We start from the raw sequence: 23,064 nt of genomic DNA, 5'->3' as shown, positions 1-23,064 counted from the left end.
GCCTTCGGGCTTGTGCGGGGGGGGTGGTCCCGGGGGGCCGCGGGGGGGGGGGGGGGCGGGGGGGGGGGGGGCCCCCCCCCCCCCACGCCGAGGTGGGCGTCAGCGGTGGAAGGCGGAGCCGAGGCGTGCGCCGGGCACGGGCGCGGCGAGCGCGCGCGGTCCGAAGCTCACCGACTTGGTCGCGGTGACACCGGCGGCGGTACCGGGGAAGACCCACACGCCCCCGGAGCCGCTGTTCTCCGCCGGTGCCGAGACGGCGACGTACCCGCCGACGACGGCGGTGCGGCTGCCGAACCGGTCGCCGTTCTCGGCCGTACCGGGCACCCCGGCCGTGTTCTGGCTGAAGACCCGGACCTTGGTGCCGACGACACCCGCCGCGCTGCCCCTGAGGACGGCGAAGGTGCCGGCGTTGGTCCGGCCGGCGAAGTCCTCGCCGGGGATACCGGTGACGATGTCGGCGTATCCGTCGCCGGTGACGTCACCGACGGAGACGTCGGTGCCGAAGCCGTCGCCGCTCTCCCCTGTCCCGGGGACGCCGGCGGTGTTCTGGCCGATCAGTGTGGCCCGCGGCGCCAGTCCGGCCGCCGTGCCCCGCACCACGCCCACGAGACCGCCGCCCGCCGCGGTGCTGCGGCCGAAGACGACATCCTGCCGGCCGTCGTCGTCGATGTCGCCGAGAGCGATGCTGTCCGCGGACACGGTGTCGGCGGAGGCGATGAACGGCCCTCCCACCAGGCCGTCCTCAGTGCCCTTCAGCAGTTGCAGATGGGGCGGGGGGATCGACCCTCCGTCGTCCGAATCCCACGAACCGCTGCTGATCACCAGGTCGGTTGTGCCGTCGCCGTCCACATCGCCCGCTCTCATGGCGTAGACACGGACGTCCAGGCCGACGAGGGGTCCGGTGCGGGCCGCTGCACCGGTACGGCTGAAGGGCCCGTACCGCATCTGATAGGCCGTCGCCAGGTCCAGGTGCCCGTCCCCGTCGAAGTCACCGGCCTGGGTCTCCGCCCGGCCCTGGCCGACGGTCGTGGCGGTGGCGAGCCCGCCCACGCCTCCCCACAGGACGGTGTGCAGCCCGGCGTCACGCACACTGCCGATGTCCTCGCCCGGGGCTCCGACCACCAGGTCGGTGAAACCGTCACCGTCCAGGTCGGCCGCCGTGAGGTTGCTGCCGAAGCGGTCACCCGCCTCCGCCGTGCCGGGTATCCCGTAGCGGTCCTGGCTGATCACCTGGCGCTTCACACCGTCGGGCCCCTCGGCCATGCCGTAGACGACGGTGAAGTACCCGGCGCCGGACCTGCCGTTGACCGTGCCGCCCGGGGCCGCGATCGCCACGTCGGTGTATCCGTCACCGTCGAAGTCGGCCCGCGTGGACGCCGCCGCGGCGTCGACGGCGAGGGTGCCCGCAGAGGTGTCTTCGGCGTAGGACACTGCGGGAGCCGCCGCCGTCACCGCGATGACGGCGGCGGCGACAGCGGCGGCGGACGTACGGAATCTTCGAGAGGACAAGGCAACCCCTTGGGACGGCGAGCAGTCGGCGGCGCATCTCACACGCTCGGCAACCGACAAGACCCGCACAGGACACCAAGGGTTGTACGCCGTCCGTTCACCCCGGGTTCACCCCGGCCCGGAGGGGAGGATCCGGCCGGGGCCGACGTAGACCACTTTCGGCCCGGTGACCGGCGCGGATCAGCTCACGCCCACGCCGCGCCTACGCCGCCGTACGGATCCTCTGTGACCTCGCCGAACCGGCGCCCGCCCGTCCAGTTGGATCCAGATCCGCACCTCGGTGCCTCCCAGCACCGACGAGCCGATCCGCACGTCCCCGCCCGTCGACTCCGCGAGCCGTCGCACGATGTCCAGGCCGAGCCCGGTCGAGCCGTCGCTCCCGGACCCGCGTCCCCGCGCCATCGCCGCCTCCGGGTCCACGATCCCCGGTCCCGCGTCCGACACCAGCACGATCACCGCGTCCCCGGCGTTGTGCACGTCGACCGCGAAGGCCGTGCCCTCCGGGGTGTGCCGGAAGACGTTGCCGAGGAGGGCGTCGAGCGCGGCCACGAGGTCGGCCCGGGCGACCGGTATGCGGACCGGCCGGTCCACGCCCGCGACGCGCACCTTGCGGCCCTCGTCCTCCGCGAGCGCCGACCAGAAGTCCATCCGCTCACGGACGACCTCGGACGCGTCGCAGCCGGCCCCGACACCTATCGCCGCCGTCTGCGGTTTGGCCTCCCGGGCCGTCCGGATGATCGTGTCGACCTCCCGCTCCAACTGCGCGACGGCGGCCCGGGTCTGCTCGGCGGCGGGCCCGTCTCCGAGCGAGGCGGTGTTCAGCCGCAGCACGGTCAGCGGGGTGCGCAGACGGTGCGAGAGATCTGCCGCCAACTCCCGTTCGTTCGCCAGCAGTTGTACGACCTGATCGGCCATCGAGTTGAACGCTACCGCCGCCAGCCGCAGTTCGGTCGGGCCTTCCTCGGGCACCCGCGCTCCCAGCTTCCCCTCCCCCAACTCGTGCGCGCCCTCGACCAGTCGCTGCGCCGGCTGCACCATCCGCACGCCCAGCCGGTCGGCGACCGCGACCGAGCCGATGATGAGCGCGACGCCGACCGCGGCGAGCACCGCCCAGGCCGTACCCACGCCGTTGCTGACCTCGGACTCGGGGACGTACACCTCCACGACCGCGATCTCACCGGAGCTCAGCGCGGTGGGCTGCAGCAGGGTGGAGCCGCCGGGGACCTCGGTGGTGGAGGCCCGGCCCAGCTTGCGTGTGGTGGCGATGTCCTCGGCGGCGGCGCGCCGTCGCCCGATGTCGACGGCCGCCTTGCCGTCGCTCGCCGGTATGTGCACGGCCATCCCGTCGTCCGAGCCCGCGGAGGCGACGACCCGCTCCAACTGGTCCCGGTCGGTGGTGATGGAGAGCGCGGGCGCGATGGCCGCGGCCTCCCGCTCGGCATTCGAGAAGGCCCGGTCCCTCGCCATCTCCTTGATGACAAGCCCCAGCGGAACCGCGAAGGCCACCACGACCATCGCGGTCACCGCCACACACACCTTGACCAGCGCCCACCTCATAGCGGCGGCACCGTCGTCGGTGGTTCCGTCCTCGGCGGCTCCAGCTTGACGCCGACCCCCCTCAACGTGTGCAGATAGCGCGGCCGCGCCGCCGTCTCGCCCAATTTCCGGCGCAGCCACGACAGATGGACGTCGATGGTCTGATCGTCCCCGTACGACTGCTGCCACACCTCCGCCAGCAGCTCCCGGCGCGCCACGACGACACCGGGACGCCCGGCGAGAAAGGCGAGCAGGTCGAACTCGCGCCGGGTGAGATCCAGCCGTACGCCGTCCAATTCGGCCTGGCGGCGCAGGGGGTCGATGGCGAGGCCGCCGACGCGGATGACCGGTGACGTGGGCGCGTCCCCCGCCGCGCGCGAGCGGCGCAGGACGGCGGCCATCCGCGCGGACAGGTGCTCGACCGAGAACGGCTTGGTCAGATAGTCGTCCGCCCCGTCGTTCAACAGCCGGACGATCTCCGTCTCGTCGTCCCGCGCGGTGGCGATGATCACCGGGACGTCGGTGATGCCGCGCAGCATCTTCAGCGCCTCGGCCCCATCCAGATCGGGCAGGCCCAGGTCCAGGATGACGACGTCGAAGGAGAAATGGGCGACCTCGCGCAGCGCCTCGAGCGCGGTGCCGACGCTGCGCACCGTGTGCGAGGCGTCGGTCAGATGCCGGATGAGAGCGCTGCGTACGAACTGGTCGTCCTCGACCACGAGCACACTTGCCATGCGCCGCACCGTACGCCATCTGTGCGATGCCGGTCCGGCGCCTGTGGATAACTCCGCCTGCGCACAGTCCATGAGACACCCGTGGGGCGTGTGGGGCAGTATGGCCGGCGATGCTCAGAGGACTCGTACACGTACTGGCATGGTCGCTCGCCACGGGCGCGGCGGTCACGCTGTCGTGGTGGGGTGTGCACACGGTCATGACGGGGACGGCCTACGATCCCCCGCGCGCCCTTCCCATCATGGCGACGGACGCCACCACGCAGGGGGCGAAGCCGCTCGCCTCGTCGACCGGTCGGTCCCCGGCGTCGCGCAGTCCCGCCGCCCCGAAGCCGGAGCCGAGCCGCAAGCCGACCCCCACGCCGTCACCTTCGAAGTCGCCCTCGAAGTCGCCCTCGCCCAGCGCGAGCAGCCCGACGGCCTCCGGTCGGGTCAAGAGTTACGACACCGACGGCGGGCGGGCCGTCTTCGACCTCGGCGAGACGTCCGCGACGCTCGTGTCCGCGACGCCGGGCTCCGGTTGGTCGATGCAGGTGTGGAAGACGGAGAGTTGGATCCGGGTGGAGTTCGCCTCGGGGGCGGATCGGGTGTCGGTGTTCTGTACGTGGCATGACGGGCCGCCGCGGGTGGACATCGGAACCTATTAGCTCCGCCGGCCGTCAGCGGAACACCGATGCCGGTGGCGCCGGGGATGCCACCGCTGCCGCGTCCGCCACCGGTAGCGCTCCTCCGGTGAAGTCGGCCAGCTGCTTGCCGTGTTCGACGCGGCCGGGGTGCGGGTCCGAGGCGGCGCGGCGGGTCAGTTCGGCCACGGGCAAGGGGTGGTCGGAGGCGACGAGGACGGCGTTCCCGAAGCGTTTGCCGCGCAGTACCGTCGGGTCGGCGACGAGGGCCAGCTCGGGGAAGACGGTCGCGGCGGTGGCGATCTGGCCGCGCAGGTGGGCCAGCGGCGGTCCGTCCGCGAGGTTGGCGGCGTACAGGCCACCGGGCTTGACGACCCTGCGGACGTCGCCGAGGAATTCGACGGACGTGAGGTGCGCGGGCGTACGCGCACCGCTGAACACATCGGCGATCACCAGGTCCGCCCAGCCGTCCGGCACCTTGGCGAGCCCGTCGCGGGCGTCCATGGAGCGCACCCGGATCCGGGCGTTGGGGTCCAACGGGAGTTCACGGCGGACCAGTTGGACGAGAGGCGCGTCGCGTTCGACGATCTGCTGGGTGGAGCGGGGGCGGGTCGCGGCGGTGTAGCGGGCGAGGGTGAAGGCGCCGCCGCCGAGGTGCACGGCGTGCACGGGCTTGCCGGGCGGCGCGACGAGGTCGATGACGTGGCCGAGCCGACGCTGGTACTCGAAGCTCAGGTACGCGGGGTCGTCGAGGTCCACGTGCGACTGCGGGGCGCCGTCGATCAGCAGGGTCCAGGCGCGTGCGCGGTCCCGGTCGGGTATCAGCTCGGCGAGCCCGCCGTCGACCGTCTCTACGACCGGCTCGACGCCCGCCCGGCCCCGGCGCGCACCACGCCCCGCGTCCCGCCCGTCGTCGGAGCGCCCCTCGTCGTACCGCTTGTTCCTCGACCTTCCCACCCCACCATTATCGGGGCGTACGAGGAGGTCGGCTCAGCGGCAGTTGTCCGCGGCCTCGATCAGTCGCGCCGCCTCGCCGAGCGCCGCCCGCAGCACGGCCGGATCGGTCGCGAGGTCCGCCTCCTCCGGCGGGAGCAGCCAGTCCGAGCCCTCGACCGGGGGCTCGGGGGCCAGCTCGAGGCCGCGGCCGTTGGTCTGCGTACAGGTGCTGCCCGGCACGTCCCAGGCGTCGGCGGTGCCGGGCGGCACCAGGAAGCCGAGGGTGTCGCAGCCGTCGTCGTGCAGGACGGGCCCGACCGAGTCGCAGGAGCCGCGGCGGAGGATGTCGACCGCCTCCAGGCCCTGGCGTGCCGGAACGGTCACGAGGTCGCAGTCGGCGACCGGCTGTGGTGAGGCGCTGCACTCCGGGGACGGCCTGTGCTCGGCGGTCGACAGCGACGTACGGAACTCGGTGCTCTCCATCCCGGCCTCCAAAACGGAACCCCTCCTCCTGCACGAGTGGGTCGGGAGTTCGGGTGTGCTCCCGGTCCATCGGGTTCAACGCGTCGGAACGTCAACGGCTACGGCGGAACACCGCCGCAAAGGATGGCAGTTCATGGCAGATCATGGATGAGATATCCGTTTTGTAGCCAAACGCAGCGTGGCGAGTCCGTCACAGCAGGTACGTTCTTGCTCCGCCGGGACAGGGCACCACAGGCAGTACACGGACAACTCGCCTTGGCTCCGGCATGGTTCGACGGTTCGCAAGAGAGGGCCCGGCCATGACGTCGTCAACGGTGACCTCGTCCCAGTCCCCCCAGCCACCGCGGCCGAATCTCGCCTTCCGGCGGCTGCGCGGACAGCGCTCGCCGGGCGAGTTCGCCGCGGCGGTGCGGCGAGCCGCGCGCGAGATCGGCGAGCGGGTCAGCTGCGACGCGCGCTATGTCGGGCGGGTGGAGGCAGGCGAGATCCGCTGTCCCAACTACGCGTACGAGCGGGTGTTCCTGCACATGTTCCCCGGCCGCACGCTGACCGACCTGGGCTTCTCACCCCGCTCGTCCGTACGCGGCCGAGGGGCGCGCCCCACCGATGAGGCGCCCCCTCCTCCCACCACGAGCCTGCCGTACGCCCCGGATGAAACAGCGGGGGCGCACGAGCCGTATGACACCACGCAGGACCCGCACTTCCCGTACGAGCAAAATGATCAGAACCACGAGGAGAGCGACGTGCAGCGTCGCGCATTCATGACGGGAGGCACCGTCACCATGGCGGCGGCCTCACTGGGCCCCTTCGGGGTCACCTTCGGCTCCGCGGCCACGGCTGCGGACCGCCGTGGCCACCGGGTGGGGGCGTCCGAGGCGGGCGCCCTCGAAGAGGCCGTACGCAAGATCCGGCTGCTCGACGACCGGCACGGGGCCGACGGCCTCTACCGGCGTGCCGCGGCGCCGTTGCGGACCGCGTACGAGCTGCTCGACGCGGGCACCACCCGGCAGACCACCACCGACCGGCTGTACGCGGGGGCGGGCGAACTGGCCATCTCGGTGGGCTGGTTGGCGCACGACTCCGGGCGCTACGACGACGCGCGCTCGCACTACGCGGAGGCGCTCGCGACCGCCCGGATGTCCGGCGACCCGGGCCTGGAGGCGCACGCCTTCTGCAACACGGCCTTCCTCGCGCGCGACGCGGGCCGCCCGCGCGAGGCGGTGCGCGCGGCCCAGGCGGCGCAGCGCGCGGCACGCCCCCTCGGCTCCCCGCGGCTGCTCTCGCTGCTCGCGCTGCGCGAGGCGGGCGGCTGGGCGGGGCTCGCCGACCGCCCCGGATGCGAGCAGGCGCTCGCCCGCGCGCAGACCCTCTTCGAGCGCGGGCCCTCGGAGAACGATCCCGAGTGGATGACCTTCTACGGAGAGGCCGAACTGGAGGGTCTCGAGGCGCAGTGCTGGTCGACGCTGGGCGACTGGCCCCGCGCGGCCCGGCACGCCCGGCGCGCCGCGCACCTCCAGGACCCGCACTTCACCCGCAACATCGCTCTCTACACGGCCGAACTCGCCGACGACCTCGCGCGCGGCGGCCGCCCGGACGAGGCCGCCCTCGCAGGCATGCGCGTCCTCGACCTGCTGGGCGAGGTCCAGTCGTCCCGCATCCAGACCATGCTGGCGGGCACCGCGCGCGTACTGCTGCCGCACCGCAGGGCATCAGGGGTCTCGACGTTCCTGGAACGCCACGCGAGCCTGCCGCGAACGGCGTGAGCGGAGCCACCCGCGACACCGGCGGATACCGACAGATACTTACCGGCGGACGCTTATGCGATCAGGTGCCCGCAGTCGTTCCACGCCTCGATCGCGGGCTCCCCGTAGGCCCAGCCGAGCACCGACAGCGAGGTCGGGTTGAGACGGATGCGGGCCGCGAAGTCGAGAGGGAGGCCGAGCCAGCGGGCGCCGATGGAGCGGAGGATGTGGCCGTGCGCGAAGACGAGAACGTCACGGTCCTCGGCGCGGGCCCAGGCGACGACCTCGTCCGCGCGCGCGGTGACCTGCTCCAGCGTCTCGCCCTCGGGGACACCGTCGCGCCAGATGAACCAGCCCGGGCGTATCCCCTGAATCTCGGCCGGGGTCATGCCCTCGTAGGCGCCGTAGTCCCACTCCATGAGCGTGTCCCAGGTGGTCGCGCGCTCGCCGAAGCCGGCCAGTTCGCATGTCTCACGCGCGCGTGAGAGTGGACTGGTGCGCACTTCCACTCCATGGAGCCCGTCGAAGGGCGCCCGGTGCAGTCGCTCCCCCAGCACCTTGGCGCCGCGTCGGCCCTCTTCCAGGAGCGGGATGTCGGTCCTGCCGGTGTGCTTGCCGGACAACGACCATTCCGTCTGTCCGTGCCGGGCCAGCAGGATGCGCGGTGCCATGAAAAGGAGCCTTTCCGGTTCGGGTGACGAATGGGTCACTCCATCATCGCTCACCCGCGTACCGGGCAACCCGGCGGGCGATCTCTGCGTCTACGACAACCGGGGGCGCCTCTTCAGGCCATTCACATACACCGTAAAATCGGGTGTGGCCGAGGATCGTCTCCATCACACTTGCTGACAGTCGGGTCGCGTCCAGCAGGACTGCCAGGGCTGTCGGGTCACCACAAGCAGATGGGGGAGGGCGATCGGATGCCGCAGACCGATGCACGGCGTAGCGAGGCGGCACCTGGCGCCTGGCTCAGCCGGTGGACCGAGCTGCGCACCTCCGCCGCATCCCGCTCGGGCCTGCGCTGGTGGACCGAGCTGCCGCTGCTCCTGATGGTGTACGCCTCGTACTCGGCGGGCCGGCTGCTCGCCCGGGGCGACACCGCCAGTGCCGTCGACCACGGCCTGGAGATCCTGCGCATCGAGAAGGCCCTCCACCTCAACGCCGAGCACCCGCTGAACCGCCTGTTCACCCGCGAGGCGTGGCTCGGTGTCCCCGCCGACTTCTGGTACGCGTCACTGCACTACCTGGTGACGCCCGTGATCCTCGTCTGGCTCTTCCGCTCCCGGGCCGTGCGCTACCGCGCCGCCCGCACCTGGCTGATGACGTCCACGATGATCGGCCTGATCGGCTTCACCCTGCTGCCGACCTGTCCGCCCCGACTGCTCTCGGCCGGCTACGGCTTCGTCGACACGATGGCCCAGTACAGCTCGTACGGCTGGTGGGGCGGTCAGGCGAGCGCGCCGCGCGGGCTGGGCGGCATGACCAACCAGTACGCGGCGATGCCGAGCCTGCACGTGGGCTGGTCGCTGTGGTGCGGAGTGATGCTGTGGCGCTACGGCCGCACGCGCGTCGTCAGGCTCGCGGGCATCGCGTATCCGCTGATCACCACGATCGTCGTGATGGGCACCGCGAACCACTACTTCCTCGACGCGGTGGCGGGCGCCGCCGTGATGGGGGTCGGACTGCTGCTGACCCCGTACGTGATGCGGCTCACGGGCCGGGTGAAGGCACTGCTGGCCGCACGCTTCGCTCGCGCCGCGGGCGCCTCGTCCAGCGCACGTTCCTCGATTGTCAGTGGTGGATGCCAGACTTCCACGGGTGAGCGAATTCCCCGACAGCGCGAGTCCCGAACCGGGCCAGGGCCCGAGCAGGGCGCCGAGCCTGGACCCGAGCCGGGTGCCTCCCCCGCGGACGCGGGGGAAGGCGCTGCGGCAGCGGCTCGCTGAGCTGCGCGGTCCGGCCGTACCACCCACGGCGCTGGACGCACGTGCCCTCGCGGCGCTCGCCGCGAACCCGGGGTGCGAGCGGCGCGCCCTGCTGGACGGCGCGGGCGTCGACAAAGCGAAGCTGGCCGGTGCGCTGGGTTCGCCCTCCGCCTTCGGGCAGTCGCAGTTCGCCTTCATGCGGGGCAACGCGTTCGAGGCGCGGGTCAAGGCCGACGGAGGCGCGGAGCTGCTGCGGCTCGTGCACGAGAAGCTGGACCCCGGCGCCGAGCCGCCCACGGCCGGTGTCGTCCCCGACCTGACCGCGGTCGGCCCCGAGGGGCGCACGGCGCGTACGGCGCTCGCGCTGCGCGAGGCCACCGCCGCCGGCGTCTGGACCCTGCTCGACCACCCCATGCTCGCCCTCGACGTCGCGGGCTCCCCCGCCTTCCTGGAGCCGGACGCCGTCGTCGTGCACCCCGACGGCTGCTGGACGGTCGTCGAGATCAAGTCCTTCCCGATGCTGGACGGCTCGGCGGACCCGGCGAAGGTGGGCGCGGCCGCCCGCCAGTCCGCGGTCTACGTCCTCGCCCTGGAGGAGGTCGCCGCGCGCCTCGGCGCGGCCCCGGAGGGACCCGCCGGAGTCGAGGGGGCGAGCGGGCGGGGGCCCGAAGGGTCGAGCACGCTCGTCCCCTCGCCACCGGCCGAGGCGTCCCGGAGGCCGAGCGCCCAGGACAGCGACCCCGGCCCCGAGGTCCGCCACCGCATCCTCCTGGTCTGCCCCAAGGACTTCTCCAACCTCCCGACCGCGTCCGCCGTCGACATCCGCAAGCAGCGCGCGGTCACCCGCCGCCAGCTCGCCCGCCTCACCCGCGTCGAGGACATCGCGGACGCCCTTCCCGAGGGCACCTGCTTCGCCCCCGAACTCCCCGCCGGCCAGCTGACGACCGCCGTGGAATCGGTCCCCGCGACCTACGCCCCCGAGTGCCTGGCCGCCTGCGAACTCGCCTTCCACTGCCGCGACCGTGCCCGCGCCGAGGGCGCGGTGACGGCGCTGGGGCGCTCACTGCGCGCGGAGCTGGGCGGGCTGACGACGGTCGGGGAGGTGCTGGCCGCGGCCCATGGCGAGGCCGGGGATCCGGACGACCCGGCGGTCGCGGCCCTGCGCAGGGCCGCGCGGCTGCGCGCGGAGACCTTGGGAGGGCACGAGACGCGCCCCGGCCGAACCGGTCAGGAAGAGCTTTCGGAGGTGGCTCCTTGTCGCTGATCGCCACCCTCGCCCGGCTGGAAGCCGTCGAGAGCGGGCGGGCGCAGCCCGCCGCCACCGTGCGGCACCGGCATCTCGCCGAGCGGCCGCTCGTGTTCGTGCCACTGATCACCGCGGGTGAGGCCGGAGCCCCCCTCGGTGCGCTCGTCGGGACGGACCGGGACGCGCCGCGCCTGCTGGTCGTGCCTCAGCCCCGGGACCGTGACCTGCGGTTCGCGTTCCTCGCGGAGCTGGCCGACATCGTCCTGCCGTACGTCGACGGGTATGCGGAGGCCGTCGAGGCGGCCGAGCGCAGCGAGACCGATCCGGAGACCGGCAAGCGGGTCAAGGTCGAGGTCGAACTGTGCGCGGACGCACCACAGTTGATCGTGCCGAGCCGAGCGGGTGTGGAGTTCGTACGGCTGCTCGGGCGCTCCATGCGGTTTCGGCGCACCGCGGAGCAGGAGCCGGAGGCTCCCCATCCGGCGCCGCCCCGGGTGCCGTTGCTCGGGCGGTGGTTGACGCACTTCGGGGAGCGGGCCCGCGTGCCCGGCTCCGCCCTGCTGCTCGCTCTCACCGACGTGCTGTCCCGGCATTGGACCACCGGCCAGAGCAGCCTGGAGGACCAGCACCTGGGCGCGTTGCTCGCCTGGATCGACCCCCCGGAGGGCGAGTCGGGCGCGGCGGCGGCGCTGCGCGCGGAGCTCGGGCGGGGCCCCGACGAGCAGCTCCTGTGCCCGCCCGCCGGGCCCGCCACCGACCCCGCCTTCGACAACAAGCTGCTGGCCCCCGCCATCGAGCGCTACGACCGCGCGCGGACGGCGCTCGCCGCCGCCGGGGACGGCATGGAGGCGGACGACCGGTTCGGTGAACTCGGCGCGGCCGAGGGGGAGATCCACGCCCTCGTCGAGCGCGTCACACGGCCCACCTGGGACGCGGTGTGGCGCGGACTGGATCTGCTGCGGACCCTGCCCGAAGGGGCGCACGCGACCGACCGGTGGACCCGCGACCGCTGGTCGTTCACCGGCCACCGCGACCGGATCACCGCGGGCGAGCCCCCGCAACCGCGCCGCGACGACGCGGTCACCGCGGCGAACAAGCTGGCCACGCGCGAGCGCGAACAGGCCCGTCTGGAAGCGCAGGAAGCCCTCGACGATCCGCTCGTCATGGCCGGCCGGCGCCTCGCCGGCGAGGCCTTCGCGGGCGAGGTCACGGATGTCGTCATGGCGTACAGCGAGGGCAAGCGGCCCAGCCCGCGCCCCCTGGTGACCGTCCGCACGGACGACCGGCCCTACCTCGGGGAGCGTACGAAGGTGTTCCGGTCGCTGGGCGGGAAACCTCAGGCGGCGGAGTTCGTCGGGTATGAGGAGTTCGTCGGGCGCGAGGGGGATGAGGTGAGTGAGGTGAGTGACGGTCTTGTTGTGCTGCGGATCGTCGACAAGATGGGGCGCGGCAAGGAACCCGAGGTCGGGTCCGTGCCGGAGAAGGGGGACCTCGTCTGCTTCACGCTCTTCGAGCACGAGCAGCGGGGCGGCGCGAAGCTGCCCGACCCGGAGGAGACACCGTGGACGCACGGCGGGCCTCCGGGCGACCCCGACGCCGTACCGCAGCCGGACCCGGTGACGGAGGACGACGTCCTGTGACCACCGTCTTCGACCCCGCGGCCGCGGCCACCCGCGCCACCGACGCGATCCTGCGCGACACCCTGCACGGCACCCACCGCGGAGTCGTGGTCGACTCCCCGCCCGGCGCCGGAAAGTCGACCCTCGTGGTGCGCGCGGCACTCGAACTCGCCGCCGCCGGAAACCCGTTGATGATCATCGCGCAGACCAACGCCCAGGTCGACGACCTGGTGCTGCGGCTCGCCGAGAAGGACGCGGAGTTGCCCGTCGGGCGGTTGCACAGCAGCGATCCGGACCCGTACGACAAGGCGCTCGACAGCTTGGACAACGTACGCAAGTCCACCAAGGCGACCGACCTCGCGGGCCTCGACGTGGTCGTCTCGACCGCCGCCAAGTGGGCCCACGTCAAGGGCGTCGAGCCGTGGCGGCACGCGATCGTCGACGAGGCGTACCAGATGCGGTCGGATGCGCTGCTGGCCGTGGCGGGGCTCTTCGAGCGGGCGCTGTTCGTGGGCGATCCGGGGCAGTTGGACCCGTTCGCGATCGTGGGTTCGGAGCAGTGGGCGGGGCTGTCGTACGACCCGTCGGCGTCGGCGGTGACGACGCTGCTCGCGCACAATCCGGAGCTGCCGCAGCACCGCCTGCCGGTGTCCTGGCGGCTGCCCGCGTCCGCGGCGCCGCTGGTCTCGAACGCGTTCTATCCGTATACGCCGTTCCGCAGCGGGACGGGACCTGGTGACCGGAGACTGAATTTCGGTGTGCCGTCGGACGGTTCGGGGCCCGATCGGGTCATCGACGAGGCGGCGGAGGCGGGTTGGGGGCTGCTGGAGCTGCCGGCCCGGCACACGCCTCGTACGGACCCCGAGGCGGTGCGGGCGGTGGCCCAGGTCGTACGGCGGCTGCTGGACCGGGGTGGTGCGGCCACGTCGGAGCGGTCGGCCGATCCGGTGCCGCTGACGGGCGACCGGATCGCCGTCGGCACGGCGCACCGGGATCAGGCGGCGGCCGTGCGGGCCGCGCTCGGTGACCTCGGTGTCACGGATGTCACCGTCGACACGGCGAACCGGCTCCAGGGGCGCGAGTTCGATGTGACGGTGGTGCTCCATCCGCTGTCCGGGCGGCCGGACGCGACCGCGTTCCATCTGGAGACGGGGCGGTTGTGTGTGCTCACGTCCCGGCATCGGCACGCGTGCGTCGTGGTCAGCCGGGCGGGGGTGACGGAGCTGCTGGACGACCATCCCTCCACGGAGCCTGTACAGCTGGGGGTCACGGTGAAATTCCCGGACGGGTGGGAGGCCATGATGTCCACGTGGGATCACCTCTCCGAACACCGGGTGCCGTGGACGCCCTGATCGCCCTGCTGTCCGGGTCTTCCGGGCGTACTTGCGCGGGCGGGGGACAATGGACGGTGGGCCATCCATGAAGTGGGCCCCCGAACTGTACGAGGAGGAGAAGACATGGCGGAGCCCACGCCGCGTCGGAACGAACCGCGGCTACGCCCCGCGCCCCTGCTCTTCGAGCCCGCGGAGGCGGCCGGTGACCCGGAGCACTTCTTCGATCTCGAGTCGATCGACGATCCTCGGGAGTTGCTGTCGCGGGCGACGGAGCTGACGCTGGCGTTTCGGGCGGCGGCCGATCGGGCGCTCGAGTTCCAGGCGATCGCGGCCGCGCAGCTTGCGGATCCTCGCCGGTTCGACCGGCTTACGCCGGCTGCCATCGGGGAGCGGGCCGAGTGGACCGAGGACTACGCGAAGAAGATGGTCGAGTTCGGTCGTGATCTGCTTCGGGGGGCGGAGGAGAACGGGCACGGGCTTGGGCATGGGGCTGGCGATCACGCGTAAGGCCGGGGTGGGGGCGAAAACCTCAGAAGATCTCTCGGCATATGCCAGCGGGGCAAAATACTCCGCCCCACCCCCTCCTGTCCCGGTTTTCGGCAACTCACGGAGTCCGCACGCTCACCCACGGTAGATCTCATCGTCATGAGCAGCACACGGAACCCGGCAAGCATCTCCTCCGCCGAGGGGGTCGCCTGGCTCGCCTCGGCTGGGGCGTATCCGCGGAGTACGCGGACCCTCTGGGAGGAGCGACCGACCGCCCCGGTCGTCCTGCCCTGCGGCACCGCCTTCGACGTCATCAACGCTCCCGCGATCTTCGGCCGGCGCATGCTCGACCGGCTGTGGGACGAGGGACCGGGCTCGGGTCCGGCGGCCGCGTACCGCGGGCGGATTCTGCTGTTCAGCGCACCGGGCACCGCTCAGCGGCTGCCGTCCCTCGTGGAGTGGGAGGAGTGGAGCTCCAGCCGCTCCGGCCACAGCGGCGCGATCCCGCCCCTGCTCTGCCACGGCACCGGCGACGCGGTGACCGTCCCACCCCTCGGCACGGACCCCGTATCCGCACCCGCCGCACGACCCGAATCCCGCTGGCTCGTCGCCCCCGACACCCGGCAGCCGTGGCTTCCCGGGCCCGAGATCCTGCTCTGGGCAGCCGTCCGGGCGGCCCGGGCGGCGGTGTCGGCCGCGGTCCGCATATCGATTTTTCCTCCCGCCGATCAGGATGCTAAGGTCTAGGACGTCAGCAGGCGCCGCTAGCTCAGTTGGTTAGAGCAGCTGACTCTTAATCAGCGGGTCCGGGGTTCGAGTCCCTGGCGGCGCACAGACGGTGAGAAGCCCCTCGCGAGAGCGAGGGGCTTCTTGCGTACGCCGCGTGGCAGCGGGCGCACGCTCAGCCGGTCGTGATCTTCACCGTCCACGCGCCCGAAGCCGTCCGGCCCTCCACCTCGACGCGTACGTCCGCGTCGGGGACCGTGAAGCTCTCGCCGACCCCCACCGGCGCGTCCGCGAGCGCCGGGTAGACCGAGTCACCCCAGCAGGACTCCGAGTGCGGGTGGGCGTCGACGACCTCGATCGGGCCGCCGCCGGACGCGGGCTTGTTGCGTACGCGGTAGACGAGGACGCCCTCCGTACAGGTCGTACCGTCGTTGCCCGCCGAGCCGCGCACCTCGAAGGCGAGCGCGCTGTCGGCACCCGTGCGGACGATCGCCAGCTTGACACCGCGCCCGGAACCGAACGCCTGACCACCATCCGGGCCATACGCCCGCACACCCGAGCCGTCCTCCCCCACACCCGAGCCGCCCATCCCCACACCCGAGCCGCCCATCCGCATACCCGAGCCGTCCGCCCACATACCCGAGCCGCCCATCCGCACACCCGAGCCCACACCCGCCCCACCAGAAACGCCCGCGTCAAAGACCTCCGCCTCAGAAGCGCCCGCCCCCAAGGCCTGCGTCCCCGCGCTCCCCGTGACCGCCTCCGCCGGCCCCGCCCCCAACCCCTCCAACGTCAACCGCACGCTCCCCCGCCCCCGCACACACTCCACCTGACTCGGTTCGAGCCAGCCCAGTTTCCACTTGTGCCAGCCGAACAGGTCGGGGGCGAGGCCGAACTGGCTGCCCATGAGGTCCCAGTCGCCGACGTATGTGTCCCAGTCGCCCTTGCCGTCGGTGGGGCGGTGGTAGAGGTCGGGCAGGTCGAAGACATGGCCCGTCTCGTGGGCGAGGACGAGGCGGTCCGGCGGGTGCTTCTCGAAGACCGTGACGACGCGTCGGATGTCGTCGCCGTCGGCCTCGATGGGGGTGTCGAGGTTGACCACCTTCGTCGCGTCGGAGTCGACGCCCGGCGCGTCCGGATCGGCCACGAAGTAGACGATGTCGTGCCCCGAGAAGTCGACGAACGGGTCGGCCGCGGCGATCGCGTCGCGCAGATAGGCGGAGCGCTGCGCGGCGTTCCAGTCACGCTGTATGGCGTACGAGGTGGAGGTGTGCGGCATTTGGATCCAGTCGCGCTGCGGGCGCGGGCGCAGCGTGAACTTGCCGTAGGAGGCGCGTTCGAAGAAGGCGCTGGTGTCCGGGAAGTAGTCCGCGGTCAGTTCGGCGGGCGTGGCGCGCGGGAAGGAATCCGGGAAGGACAGGAAGACCAGGAGCGCGTCGAGGGGGCGGGTGGGGCGCGGGTAGGCGGCGTTCCAGGTGTCGACGCCCTCCGAGTGGTGGGCCTCGGTCCGCTTCAGGGCGCAGGGGGCGAAGAGGGGATCCGCAAGTGCGGGACCCGTCACCAGGGAGGTCGCCACCAGTGCGGCCATCGAGGTGAAAACGGCCGCGACGCTGCGCCAGTGGGGCGCCACCCCCTCACGGACCAGACCCCGCAGGACCTCATGAGCAAGACCCCGATCCCGCTGGACCTCACGAGCAAGTCCCCTCCCCCGCGGCATGTCACGGGCGGGACCCCTCGGGGGGAGCTGACGCGGCACGTCGACCTCCGGATGCGGTTTTCGGGACACCGCACCCAGCCTGGGTTAGTTTGTAGTACTTCGCCCTGTTTGTCTGCACCAGAAGGGTGAGGGGCCGCAGTCCGCCAACACCCCGAACACTCACGGAACGTCACATGCGGTCGGCGGGCGAAGGATCCGGCCCATATGCAGGCAGAAACGATCTGTCAGAACCGGTGGTTGTTCCGGGACACTGGACAGTGGCTGGAAGGCCTCGAGACCAGCCTCTATGATCGGCACACTTTCCTGCACGGACACGGCTTGTGCGGCCGTCCAGGACCGGCCGACCACACCGAGAGACCCATACGAAGAACGAGTGCACTGCGGGAGCGAGCGGTGAGCGGAACGTCCGAAGGGCCGGCGCCCGCGGCAGACCTCGTCCGGCCAGCCGTCACAGAGCGTCACATTGGCACATCTCTACGTACGTCTTCTCGTGCGTCCGCCGGGTCTCCTCCCGGCACATCCGTCCCAGGCGAGCCCCCTTCCGGCGCAACCGTCGCCTCAGGTGCCTCACACGGCGCGTACGCCCCGGTGGAAACTCCCCCCGACACGCCCGAGTCCGCCGCCCCCACCGCCACTCCGACCCCCGCCCTCACCCCACCTGACGGGACGTCTCCCCGTACGTTCCAGGCGGCCTTCGCGGCGGCGCCGCTCCCGATGGCCGTCGTCGACCGCGAGGGTCTGGTCGTCACCGCCAATGAGTCGATGGGCGCGCTGCTCGGCACCGACGCGCTCACCGGGCGCATCGCCGCCGAGCTGGTGGACCTGGCGTCCGACGCCCGCACCTGGCACGCGTACCGCGAGGTCCTGCGCGGCCACCAGGCCCGGCTGCGCTGCACGCGCCGCGTCAAGCACCCCGACGGGCACTCGCTCTGGGTCCAGGTGGCGGTCGCGCCGCTGCCTCCCGAGGAGCGGGGGGTACTGCTGACCGTCACGGACATCAGCGCCCGCCGTGAACTCCAGGCACGGCTGCGGCACTTGCAGATGCACGACCCGGTGACCCGGCTGCCCAACCGCACGCTGTTCTTCGAGCGGCTCTCGGCCGCCCTGGAGGCGGAGGCGTACGAGGAGGGCGGCACGGGCCGGATCGGGCTCTGTTCTCTGGATCTGGACGGCTTCAAGGCGGTCAACGACACGCTCGGCCACCGTGTGGGCGACCGACTCCTCGCGGCCGTCGCCGAACGTCTGACGCGCTGCGCCGACGAGGCGGGCCACGCACGCGCGACCACTCCCCTGGTGGCCAGGCTGGGCGGCGACGAGTTCGCACTGCTCGTCGAGGACTCCACGGGGACCGACCAGTTGGCCGAACTGGCGGAGTCCGTCCTCAAGGCGCTCCAGGCACCCTTCGACCTCGCCGGCCAGCGGCTGTCCCTCTCCGCGTCCATCGGCGTGGTCGAGCGCCGCGCCGCCGGGACCAGCGCGACCGGTCTGATGCAGGCCGCCGACACGACGCTGTACTGGGCGAAGGCGGACGGCAAGGGCCGCTGGACCCTCTTCGACCCGGAGCGCAACGCCCACCGGATGACCCGCCAGGCGCTGTCCTCCACGCTCCGCGCGGCCATCGAGCGGAACGAATTCGCGCTGGAGTACCAGCCGTTGGTGGGGATGGAGGACGGTGGCGTACGCGGGGTCGAGGCGCTGGTCCGCTGGAACCATCCGCAGTTCGGAACACTGACGCCGAATCGGTTCATCGGATTGGCCGAGGAAAACGGTTCGATCGTGCAGCTCGGCCGTTGGGTGCTGGCCACGGCCTGCCGTCAGGCCCGGCGCTGGCAGCTGGACCACCCGGACGCGGCGCCGATCTTCGTCAGCGTCAATGTCGCCGTACGGCAGGTGTGGGACTCCGACCTGGTCGCGGACGTGGCGGAGATCCTCGCGGAGACCGGCCTCGCCCCGCATCTGCTCCAGTTGGAGCTCACGGAGTCGGCGGTGATGGGGTCGGCCGGCCGGCCGCTCCAGGCCCTGCAGGCCCTCAGCGACATGGGCGTACGCATCGCCATCGACGACTTCGGCACCGGCTACTCGAACCTCGCCTACCTCAGCCGCCTGCCGGTCTCGGTCCTGAAGCTGGACGGCTCCTTCGTCCGCGGCTTCCAGTACGAGAACCGCGACGGCACCGACGCCCACCCCAACCCCGCCGACGAGGTCATCGTCGAGGCCCTCATCCAACTCGCCCACCGGCTGGGCCTGACGGTCACCGCCGAGTGCGTGGAAACCGCCTCGCAGGCCTCCCGGCTGCGCGGCATCGGCTGCGACACCGGGCAGGGCTGGCTGTACTCCCGCCCGGTGGCGCCGGATCGTATCTCCGCACTATTGACGGCGACCTGTGCTCAGGCCTGAGTCTCCCGGCCCTTCGGCAACCCGTAGGCGTCCGCGATCAGTTCGTACGAGCGCAGCCGCAGGTCGCCGTCGTGGGCGTGCGAGGTGAGCATCAACTCGTCGGCGCCGGTGCGCTTGTGGAGGTCGTCGAGGCCGGCGCGGACCTCGTCCGCCGTGCCGTGGATGACGTTCGCGTTCCAGGAGGTGACGAACTCCCGCTCCATCGGGCTGAATTCGTGGGCCTCCGCCTCCTGAGGGGTCGGGAACAGGCCGGGGCGGCCGGAACGCAGGCGGACCATGTTGAGGCCCATGGCCAGGACCTGGCGGCGGGCCTCCCGCTCGTCGTCGGTGGCCAGCGTGGAGACGCCGATCAGAGCGTAGGGGGCGTCCAGCACGGCGCTCGGCCGGAAGGACTCGCGGTAGAGGTCCAGGGCCGGGATCGTGTTCTGGGCCGAGAAGTGGTGCGCGAAGGCGAAGGGGAGGCCGAGCATGCCGGCCAGCCGGGCACTGAAGCCGGAGGAGCCGAGGAGCCAGACCGGGGGGCGGTGCGGGGACTGCACGCCGCCGGGGGAGGTCGACTGGACCGGGCCGGGAACCGCGTGGATACGGGCGTAGGGGTGGCCTGCGGGGAAGTCGTCGTCCAGGAAGCGGGTCAGTTCCGCGAGCTGCTCGGGGAAGTCGTCGGCGCCTTCGTTGAGCCGGTCCGTGCGACGCAGGGCCGCCGCCGTCGCCCCGTCCGTGCCGGGGGCGCGGCCCAGGCCCAGGTCCACGCGGCCCGGCGCGAGGGCTTCCAGCGTGCCGAACTGCTCGGCGATCACGAGGGGGGCGTGGTTGGGGAGCATGACGCCGCCCGAGCCCAGCCGGATGCGCTGGGTGTGGGCGGCCAGATGGGCCAGGATCACCGCGGGTGAGGACGATGCCACGCCCGGCATCGAGTGATGCTCCGCCACCCAGTAGCGGTGGAAGCCCCGGGACTCCGCGAGGCGGGCGAGCTCGACGCCGGTCCGCAGGGCCTCGGTGGCGGTGTGGCCCGCGCCCACCGTGACCAGGTCCAGTACGGAGAGGGGTGCGGGTGCGGTGCCCTGCTCGGTGCCTCGGATCTCGTCCACCGGGGTGCCTCCTGTTGCGTGCGCGATGCTGTCCTCGGCGTACGAACAGGAGACAGTCCCCGTTTATTCCTCGCCCCCGCCGCCCCTACCCGTCCCATCCCGTTCCTGGGGGCTGCGCCCCCAGACCCCCGCCAGGCATCACAGCCCGTCCGGCGCTTGAGGACGAGGCCGTCCAGGCCGAAGCGGGGGTCTGGAGGCGGCAGCCCCCAGGGACGGATGGGACGGGTAGGGGCGGCAGGGGCGAGAAAACCCCCTACACCTGCACGATCGGCTCCTTCGTGAACAGTGTGCCGAGGGCCGGCTCATTGACGCGGCGGGCCGCCAGACGCAGGGCCTCCCACACCGTGACCTGGTTGGCGGTGAGGACCGGCTTGCCCAGTTCCTGCTCCAGGGCGGGAAGGTGGGAGGCCGTATGCAGCGCGGTGTCCGGGAGGAGGACCGTGTCGGCGTCGGGATGGTCGCCGTCCCGGGCCAGCCCCAGGATCTCCGGCTCACCCCACGTCGCGACCTCCGCCGCCGTCATGATTCCGGAAGCGCGCACCGCGACCACCTCCACGCCCAGGTCCTTCAGGAACGCGGCGAAGAGCGCGGCCACGTCGTCCGGGTAGGTCGCCGCGATCGCGACCCGCCGGGCCCCGATCTCCCGTACGGCGTGCGCGAAGGCGAAGGACGTCGAGGAGGCGGGCAGACCCGCCGCCCGGGCCAGGGCGCGGACCTGGTCCTGGGCGCCCTGTCGGCCGTAGACGAAGCTGCCGCTGGTGCACGCCCAGACCACCGCCTCGGCACCGGACAGCCGCAGCTCCTCGACGCCCGCCGCAAGCCGGGCCGCCGAGCCCATCCTCCGCAGGGCATCCTCCCGGTGGGCGTCCTCACCGATGTCCGTGTGCACCAGGGGAAGCCGGATGTCGCTGCCCAGGAGCTGCTCGATCCGCGGGTAGTCGTCCTCGGCCGAGTGGCCCGGATAGAGGAATCCGAGTGCGGTCATGCCCAACCTTCCTGTTCTTCCGGCAGTACCGGCCCCCGCCGGGCGGACTGATCGATCAGCCGCTGACAGGGGCCCACCGCCCGGGTACCCAGGTGACGCAGCGCCGCCCACATCGTCACCTGGTTGGCCGAGAGAACCGGGATCCGCAGTTCCGCCTCCAGCTGGGGGATGACGTCGTACGTGGGCAGGTTGGTACAGCTGATGAAGAGAGCCTGCGCCAGTCCTTCCCTGACCGCCAGGCGGGCCATGTCGAGCACGTCGCGATACGGGACCTTCCAGATGTGCCTGGTCAGATCCATGAAGGCGCGCCCGGTGACGGTGGTCCCGGCCTCGGCGAGGTACTCCTCCAGACACTGGGTGACCGAGACGGTGTACGGCGTCACCAGCGCGATACGGCGGACGCCGAGCTCCGCCAGCGCGGCGAGCAGCGCACCGGACGTGGTCAGCGAGGGCACCGCACCCGCCCGCGTCATCACCTCGCACATCGCCCGCTCGCCCGCGACGCCCCCGACGAAACTGCCCGAGGTACACGCATACGCCACCACCTCGGGCGCGACCGCGTTGACCGCGCGCACCGCGTCGCCGAGGGTCCCGTGCTCGGAGACCAGGCGGGCCAGGTCCAGGCTCACCTCGACGGGCACGAACGGGGTGCGGGTGAGATGCAGGGAGACGTCGTCCGGCACCCAGCGCCACAGCTCACGGTCGAGGGCGAAGTCGAAGGGGGCGACCACCCCGACGACGCGTTGCGAGCAGGGACCGCCCAGAAAGGAGACGTCCATGGGCAGCACCGGCCTCACACGGGGAGACGAGGGGGCAACGGACCGTGCACGCGTCCGTGTTGACGAAGGTAGGTTCGGGTGCGAGCGTGGTCAATCCGCGCATCTCAGACGGCTCCGCCCCGCCCCGCCCGTCAGGTTCGTCCTCTTCGTCCTCTCAGGAAAGCGGACTCGCGTTGCGAAACGGTTTCCCCCGAACACCGCGCCCCGTATCCGGACAGTCCCGCCCTGCGTCCGGAGCGTCCAAAGCATCCGGCGAACCCAGGACGACCCTCCTCGTCCTGGACGCGGAACCGCTCCCCCGCCTGGGCAAACTCACCGGCCGGGTGCGGATCGAGCACGCCGACGAGTCGACGCTGGCCGAGCGGCTGCCGCGCGCGGACGTGCTGCTGGTCTGGGACTTCACCTCGCACGCGGTGCGCCGCGCCTGGCCCGGCGAGGGTCCACGGCCGCGCTGGGTGCACACGGCGAGCGCGGGCGTCGACCATCTGATGTGCCCCGAACTCGCCGCGTCCGGCGCGGTGGTGACCAACGCGCGCGGCATCTTCGACCGGCCGATCGCCGAGTACGTCGCCGCGCTGGTCCTGGCGATGGCCAAGGATCTGCCGCGGAGCCTGGACCTGCAACGGCGGCGGGAGTGGCGGCACCGGGAATCGCAGCGGGTGGCGGGCACGCGCGCGTGCGTGGTCGGCTCCGGGCCGATCGGACGGGCGATCGTCAGGACGCTCAAGGCACTCGATGTCACGACGGCCCTGGTCGGACGCACTGCGCGCACCGGTATCCACGGCCCCGAGGAGCTGGACCGGCTGATGGCGCGCGCCGACTGGGTGGTGTCCGCGGCGCCGCTCACCGAGGCCACCTACGGCATGTTCGACGCGCGGCGGTTCGGGATGATGCAGCCGTCGGCGCGCTTCATCAACGTCGGCCGCGGTCAGCTCGTCGTGATGGACGCGCTGACCGAGGCGCTGTCGAAGCGGTGGATCGCGGGCGCGGCGCTCGATGTCTTCGCGGAGGAGCCGCTGGGTCCTGACAGCCCGTTGTGGGACGTTCCCGGGCTGATCGTCTCGCCCCACATGAGCGGCGACACGGTGGGCTGGCGGGACGAACTCGGCGCGCAGTTCGTGGAGATGTACGAGCGCTGGGAGGCGGGCAGACCGCTGCCGAACGTGGTCGACAAGAAGCGCGGGTACGTGCCGGGCCACTGA

At 72.2% G+C, this 23,064-nt stretch carries 20 protein-coding genes and 1 tRNA gene; 11 read left to right on the top strand and 10 right to left on the bottom strand.

Annotated elements, in window-relative coordinates; all coding sequences use genetic code 11:
• Positions 1-99 precede the first annotated feature (99 nt).
• From AB0D57_RS23400 to AB0D57_RS23390, 3 genes are all read right to left on the bottom strand, one after another.
• Positions 100-1,509, bottom strand: a complete 1,410-nt coding sequence (locus AB0D57_RS23400; RefSeq protein WP_362076093.1) for a VCBS repeat-containing protein — start codon at positions 1,507-1,509, stop codon at positions 100-102.
• 180 nt (positions 1,510-1,689) lie between these two features.
• Positions 1,690-3,066, bottom strand: coding sequence for a HAMP domain-containing sensor histidine kinase (locus AB0D57_RS23395; protein ID WP_362076091.1), 1,377 nt, complete (start codon positions 3,064-3,066; stop codon positions 1,690-1,692).
• Entirely contained in the window at positions 3,063-3,779 is a 717-nt protein-coding gene (locus AB0D57_RS23390) for a response regulator transcription factor (RefSeq protein ID WP_362076089.1), read from the bottom strand. The genes AB0D57_RS23395 and AB0D57_RS23390 overlap by 4 nt, the downstream gene beginning before the upstream one ends.
• Before the next feature lie 110 nt (positions 3,780-3,889).
• Here AB0D57_RS23390 and AB0D57_RS23385 point away from each other — a divergent pair, with 110 nt between their 5' ends.
• Positions 3,890-4,423, top strand: a complete 534-nt coding sequence (locus AB0D57_RS23385; protein ID WP_362076087.1) for a hypothetical protein — start codon at positions 3,890-3,892, stop codon at positions 4,421-4,423.
• A 12-nt stretch (positions 4,424-4,435) separates the two neighbouring features.
• Here the strand turns inward: AB0D57_RS23385 and AB0D57_RS23380 are convergent, their stop codons facing one another.
• Both AB0D57_RS23380 and AB0D57_RS23375 read right to left on the bottom strand, forming a co-directional pair.
• Entirely contained in the window at positions 4,436-5,356 is a 921-nt protein-coding gene (locus AB0D57_RS23380; protein WP_362076085.1) for a fused MFS/spermidine synthase, read from the bottom strand.
• A gap of 33 nt (positions 5,357-5,389) precedes the next feature.
• Positions 5,390-5,818 carry a hypothetical protein gene (locus tag AB0D57_RS23375; RefSeq protein ID WP_362076082.1) on the bottom strand — a complete coding sequence of 143 codons (429 nt, stop codon included), beginning with the start codon at positions 5,816-5,818 and terminating at the stop codon, positions 5,390-5,392.
• 299 nt (positions 5,819-6,117) lie between these two features.
• On the opposite strand from AB0D57_RS23375, the gene AB0D57_RS23370 reads away from it, so the two are divergent.
• Positions 6,118-7,581: a hypothetical protein gene (locus AB0D57_RS23370; protein WP_362076079.1), complete on the top strand. Its 1,464-nt coding sequence runs from the start codon at positions 6,118-6,120 to the stop codon at positions 7,579-7,581.
• Positions 7,582-7,634: 53 nt separating this feature from the next.
• Here the strand turns inward: AB0D57_RS23370 and AB0D57_RS23365 are convergent, their stop codons facing one another.
• Entirely contained in the window at positions 7,635-8,231 is a 597-nt protein-coding gene (locus AB0D57_RS23365) for a histidine phosphatase family protein (protein ID WP_362076076.1), read from the bottom strand.
• Between the two features lie 249 nt (positions 8,232-8,480).
• Between AB0D57_RS23365 and AB0D57_RS23360 the strand changes: the two genes are divergently transcribed.
• The 7 genes from AB0D57_RS23360 to AB0D57_RS23330 all read left to right on the top strand — a co-directional run bounded on the left by AB0D57_RS23360 (position 8,481) and on the right by AB0D57_RS23330 (position 15,002).
• Entirely contained in the window at positions 8,481-9,506 is a 1,026-nt protein-coding gene (locus tag AB0D57_RS23360; protein ID WP_362076073.1) for a phosphatase PAP2 family protein, read from the top strand.
• Complete coding sequence (locus tag AB0D57_RS23355) at positions 9,457-10,749, top strand: hypothetical protein (protein WP_362076111.1); 1,293 nt, start codon at positions 9,457-9,459, stop codon at positions 10,747-10,749. The genes AB0D57_RS23360 and AB0D57_RS23355 overlap by 50 nt, the downstream gene beginning before the upstream one ends.
• Positions 10,740-12,371, top strand: a complete 1,632-nt coding sequence (locus AB0D57_RS23350; protein WP_362076070.1) for a hypothetical protein — start codon at positions 10,740-10,742, stop codon at positions 12,369-12,371. The genes AB0D57_RS23355 and AB0D57_RS23350 overlap by 10 nt, the downstream gene beginning before the upstream one ends.
• The gene (locus AB0D57_RS23345; protein WP_362076067.1) at positions 12,368-13,702 is read left to right on the top strand and encodes an AAA domain-containing protein; all 1,335 of its coding nucleotides are present in this window, start codon (positions 12,368-12,370) and stop codon (positions 13,700-13,702) included. The genes AB0D57_RS23350 and AB0D57_RS23345 overlap by 4 nt, the downstream gene beginning before the upstream one ends.
• A 105-nt stretch (positions 13,703-13,807) precedes the next feature.
• Positions 13,808-14,191: a hypothetical protein gene (locus tag AB0D57_RS23340; RefSeq protein WP_362076064.1), complete on the top strand. Its 384-nt coding sequence runs from the start codon at positions 13,808-13,810 to the stop codon at positions 14,189-14,191.
• A 138-nt stretch (positions 14,192-14,329) separates the two neighbouring features.
• Complete coding sequence (locus AB0D57_RS23335; protein WP_362076061.1) at positions 14,330-14,917, top strand: bifunctional DNA primase/polymerase; 588 nt, start codon at positions 14,330-14,332, stop codon at positions 14,915-14,917.
• An 11-nt stretch (positions 14,918-14,928) separates the two neighbouring features.
• Positions 14,929-15,002 (top strand) — tRNA-Lys (locus tag AB0D57_RS23330).
• A 69-nt stretch (positions 15,003-15,071) separates the two neighbouring features.
• Here the strand turns inward: AB0D57_RS23330 and AB0D57_RS23325 are convergent.
• Positions 15,072-16,484: a M6 family metalloprotease domain-containing protein gene (locus tag AB0D57_RS23325; RefSeq protein WP_362076108.1), complete on the bottom strand. Its 1,413-nt coding sequence runs from the start codon at positions 16,482-16,484 to the stop codon at positions 15,072-15,074.
• Between the two features lie 522 nt (positions 16,485-17,006).
• Between AB0D57_RS23325 and AB0D57_RS23320 the strand changes: the two genes are divergently transcribed.
• Positions 17,007-19,010, top strand: a complete 2,004-nt coding sequence (locus AB0D57_RS23320) for an EAL domain-containing protein (RefSeq protein WP_362076058.1) — start codon at positions 17,007-17,009, stop codon at positions 19,008-19,010.
• Here AB0D57_RS23320 and AB0D57_RS23315 read toward each other — a convergent pair.
• The 3 genes from AB0D57_RS23315 to AB0D57_RS23305 all read right to left on the bottom strand — a co-directional run bounded on the left by AB0D57_RS23315 (position 19,001) and on the right by AB0D57_RS23305 (position 21,862).
• On the bottom strand, positions 19,001-20,098 hold the full coding sequence (locus tag AB0D57_RS23315; RefSeq protein ID WP_362076055.1) for an LLM class flavin-dependent oxidoreductase: 1,098 nt from the start codon (positions 20,096-20,098) through the stop codon (positions 19,001-19,003). The two genes, AB0D57_RS23320 and AB0D57_RS23315, sit on opposite strands and share 10 nt — an antisense overlap.
• A 253-nt stretch (positions 20,099-20,351) precedes the next feature.
• Positions 20,352-21,083, bottom strand: coding sequence for a decarboxylase (locus tag AB0D57_RS23310; RefSeq protein ID WP_362076052.1), 732 nt, complete (start codon positions 21,081-21,083; stop codon positions 20,352-20,354).
• Positions 21,080-21,862, bottom strand: coding sequence for a decarboxylase (locus AB0D57_RS23305; protein ID WP_362076049.1), 783 nt, complete (start codon positions 21,860-21,862; stop codon positions 21,080-21,082). The genes AB0D57_RS23310 and AB0D57_RS23305 overlap by 4 nt, the downstream gene beginning before the upstream one ends.
• A gap of 278 nt (positions 21,863-22,140) precedes the next feature.
• On the opposite strand from AB0D57_RS23305, the gene AB0D57_RS23300 reads away from it, so the two are divergent.
• Positions 22,141-23,064 (top strand): D-2-hydroxyacid dehydrogenase, encoded by a 924-nt coding sequence (locus tag AB0D57_RS23300; protein ID WP_362076105.1) that lies wholly within the window; start codon positions 22,141-22,143, stop codon positions 23,062-23,064.

This window comes from Streptomyces sp. NPDC048275 (assembly GCF_040652275.1).
In the GTDB taxonomy this organism is placed as follows: domain Bacteria; phylum Actinomycetota; class Actinomycetes; order Streptomycetales; family Streptomycetaceae; genus Streptomyces.
This window is presented reverse-complemented; position numbering and strand designations above follow the sequence as displayed.

Excerpts from the sequence above, each read along its gene's own strand:
- AB0D57_RS23395 (WP_362076091.1), bottom strand. The coding sequence starts at position 3,066 with ATGAGGTGGGCGCTGGTCAAGGTGTGTGTGGCGGTGACCGCGATGGTC.
- AB0D57_RS23390 (WP_362076089.1), bottom strand. The coding sequence starts at position 3,779 with ATGGCAAGTGTGCTCGTGGTCGAGGACGACCAGTTCGTACGCAGCGCT.
- AB0D57_RS23385 (WP_362076087.1), top strand. The coding sequence starts at position 3,890 with ATGCTCAGAGGACTCGTACACGTACTGGCATGGTCGCTCGCCACGGGC.
- AB0D57_RS23375 (WP_362076082.1), bottom strand. The coding sequence starts at position 5,818 with ATGGAGAGCACCGAGTTCCGTACGTCGCTGTCGACCGCCGAGCACAGG.
- AB0D57_RS23370 (WP_362076079.1), top strand. The coding sequence starts at position 6,118 with ATGACGTCGTCAACGGTGACCTCGTCCCAGTCCCCCCAGCCACCGCGG.
- AB0D57_RS23365 (WP_362076076.1), bottom strand. The coding sequence starts at position 8,231 with ATGGCACCGCGCATCCTGCTGGCCCGGCACGGACAGACGGAATGGTCG.
- AB0D57_RS23360 (WP_362076073.1), top strand. The coding sequence starts at position 8,481 with ATGCCGCAGACCGATGCACGGCGTAGCGAGGCGGCACCTGGCGCCTGG.
- AB0D57_RS23340 (WP_362076064.1), top strand. The coding sequence starts at position 13,808 with ATGGCGGAGCCCACGCCGCGTCGGAACGAACCGCGGCTACGCCCCGCG.
- AB0D57_RS23335 (WP_362076061.1), top strand. The coding sequence starts at position 14,330 with ATGAGCAGCACACGGAACCCGGCAAGCATCTCCTCCGCCGAGGGGGTC.
- AB0D57_RS23325 (WP_362076108.1), bottom strand. The coding sequence starts at position 16,484 with ATGGCCGCACTGGTGGCGACCTCCCTGGTGACGGGTCCCGCACTTGCG.
- AB0D57_RS23310 (WP_362076052.1), bottom strand. The coding sequence starts at position 21,083 with ATGACCGCACTCGGATTCCTCTATCCGGGCCACTCGGCCGAGGACGAC.
- AB0D57_RS23305 (WP_362076049.1), bottom strand. The coding sequence starts at position 21,862 with ATGGACGTCTCCTTTCTGGGCGGTCCCTGCTCGCAACGCGTCGTCGGG.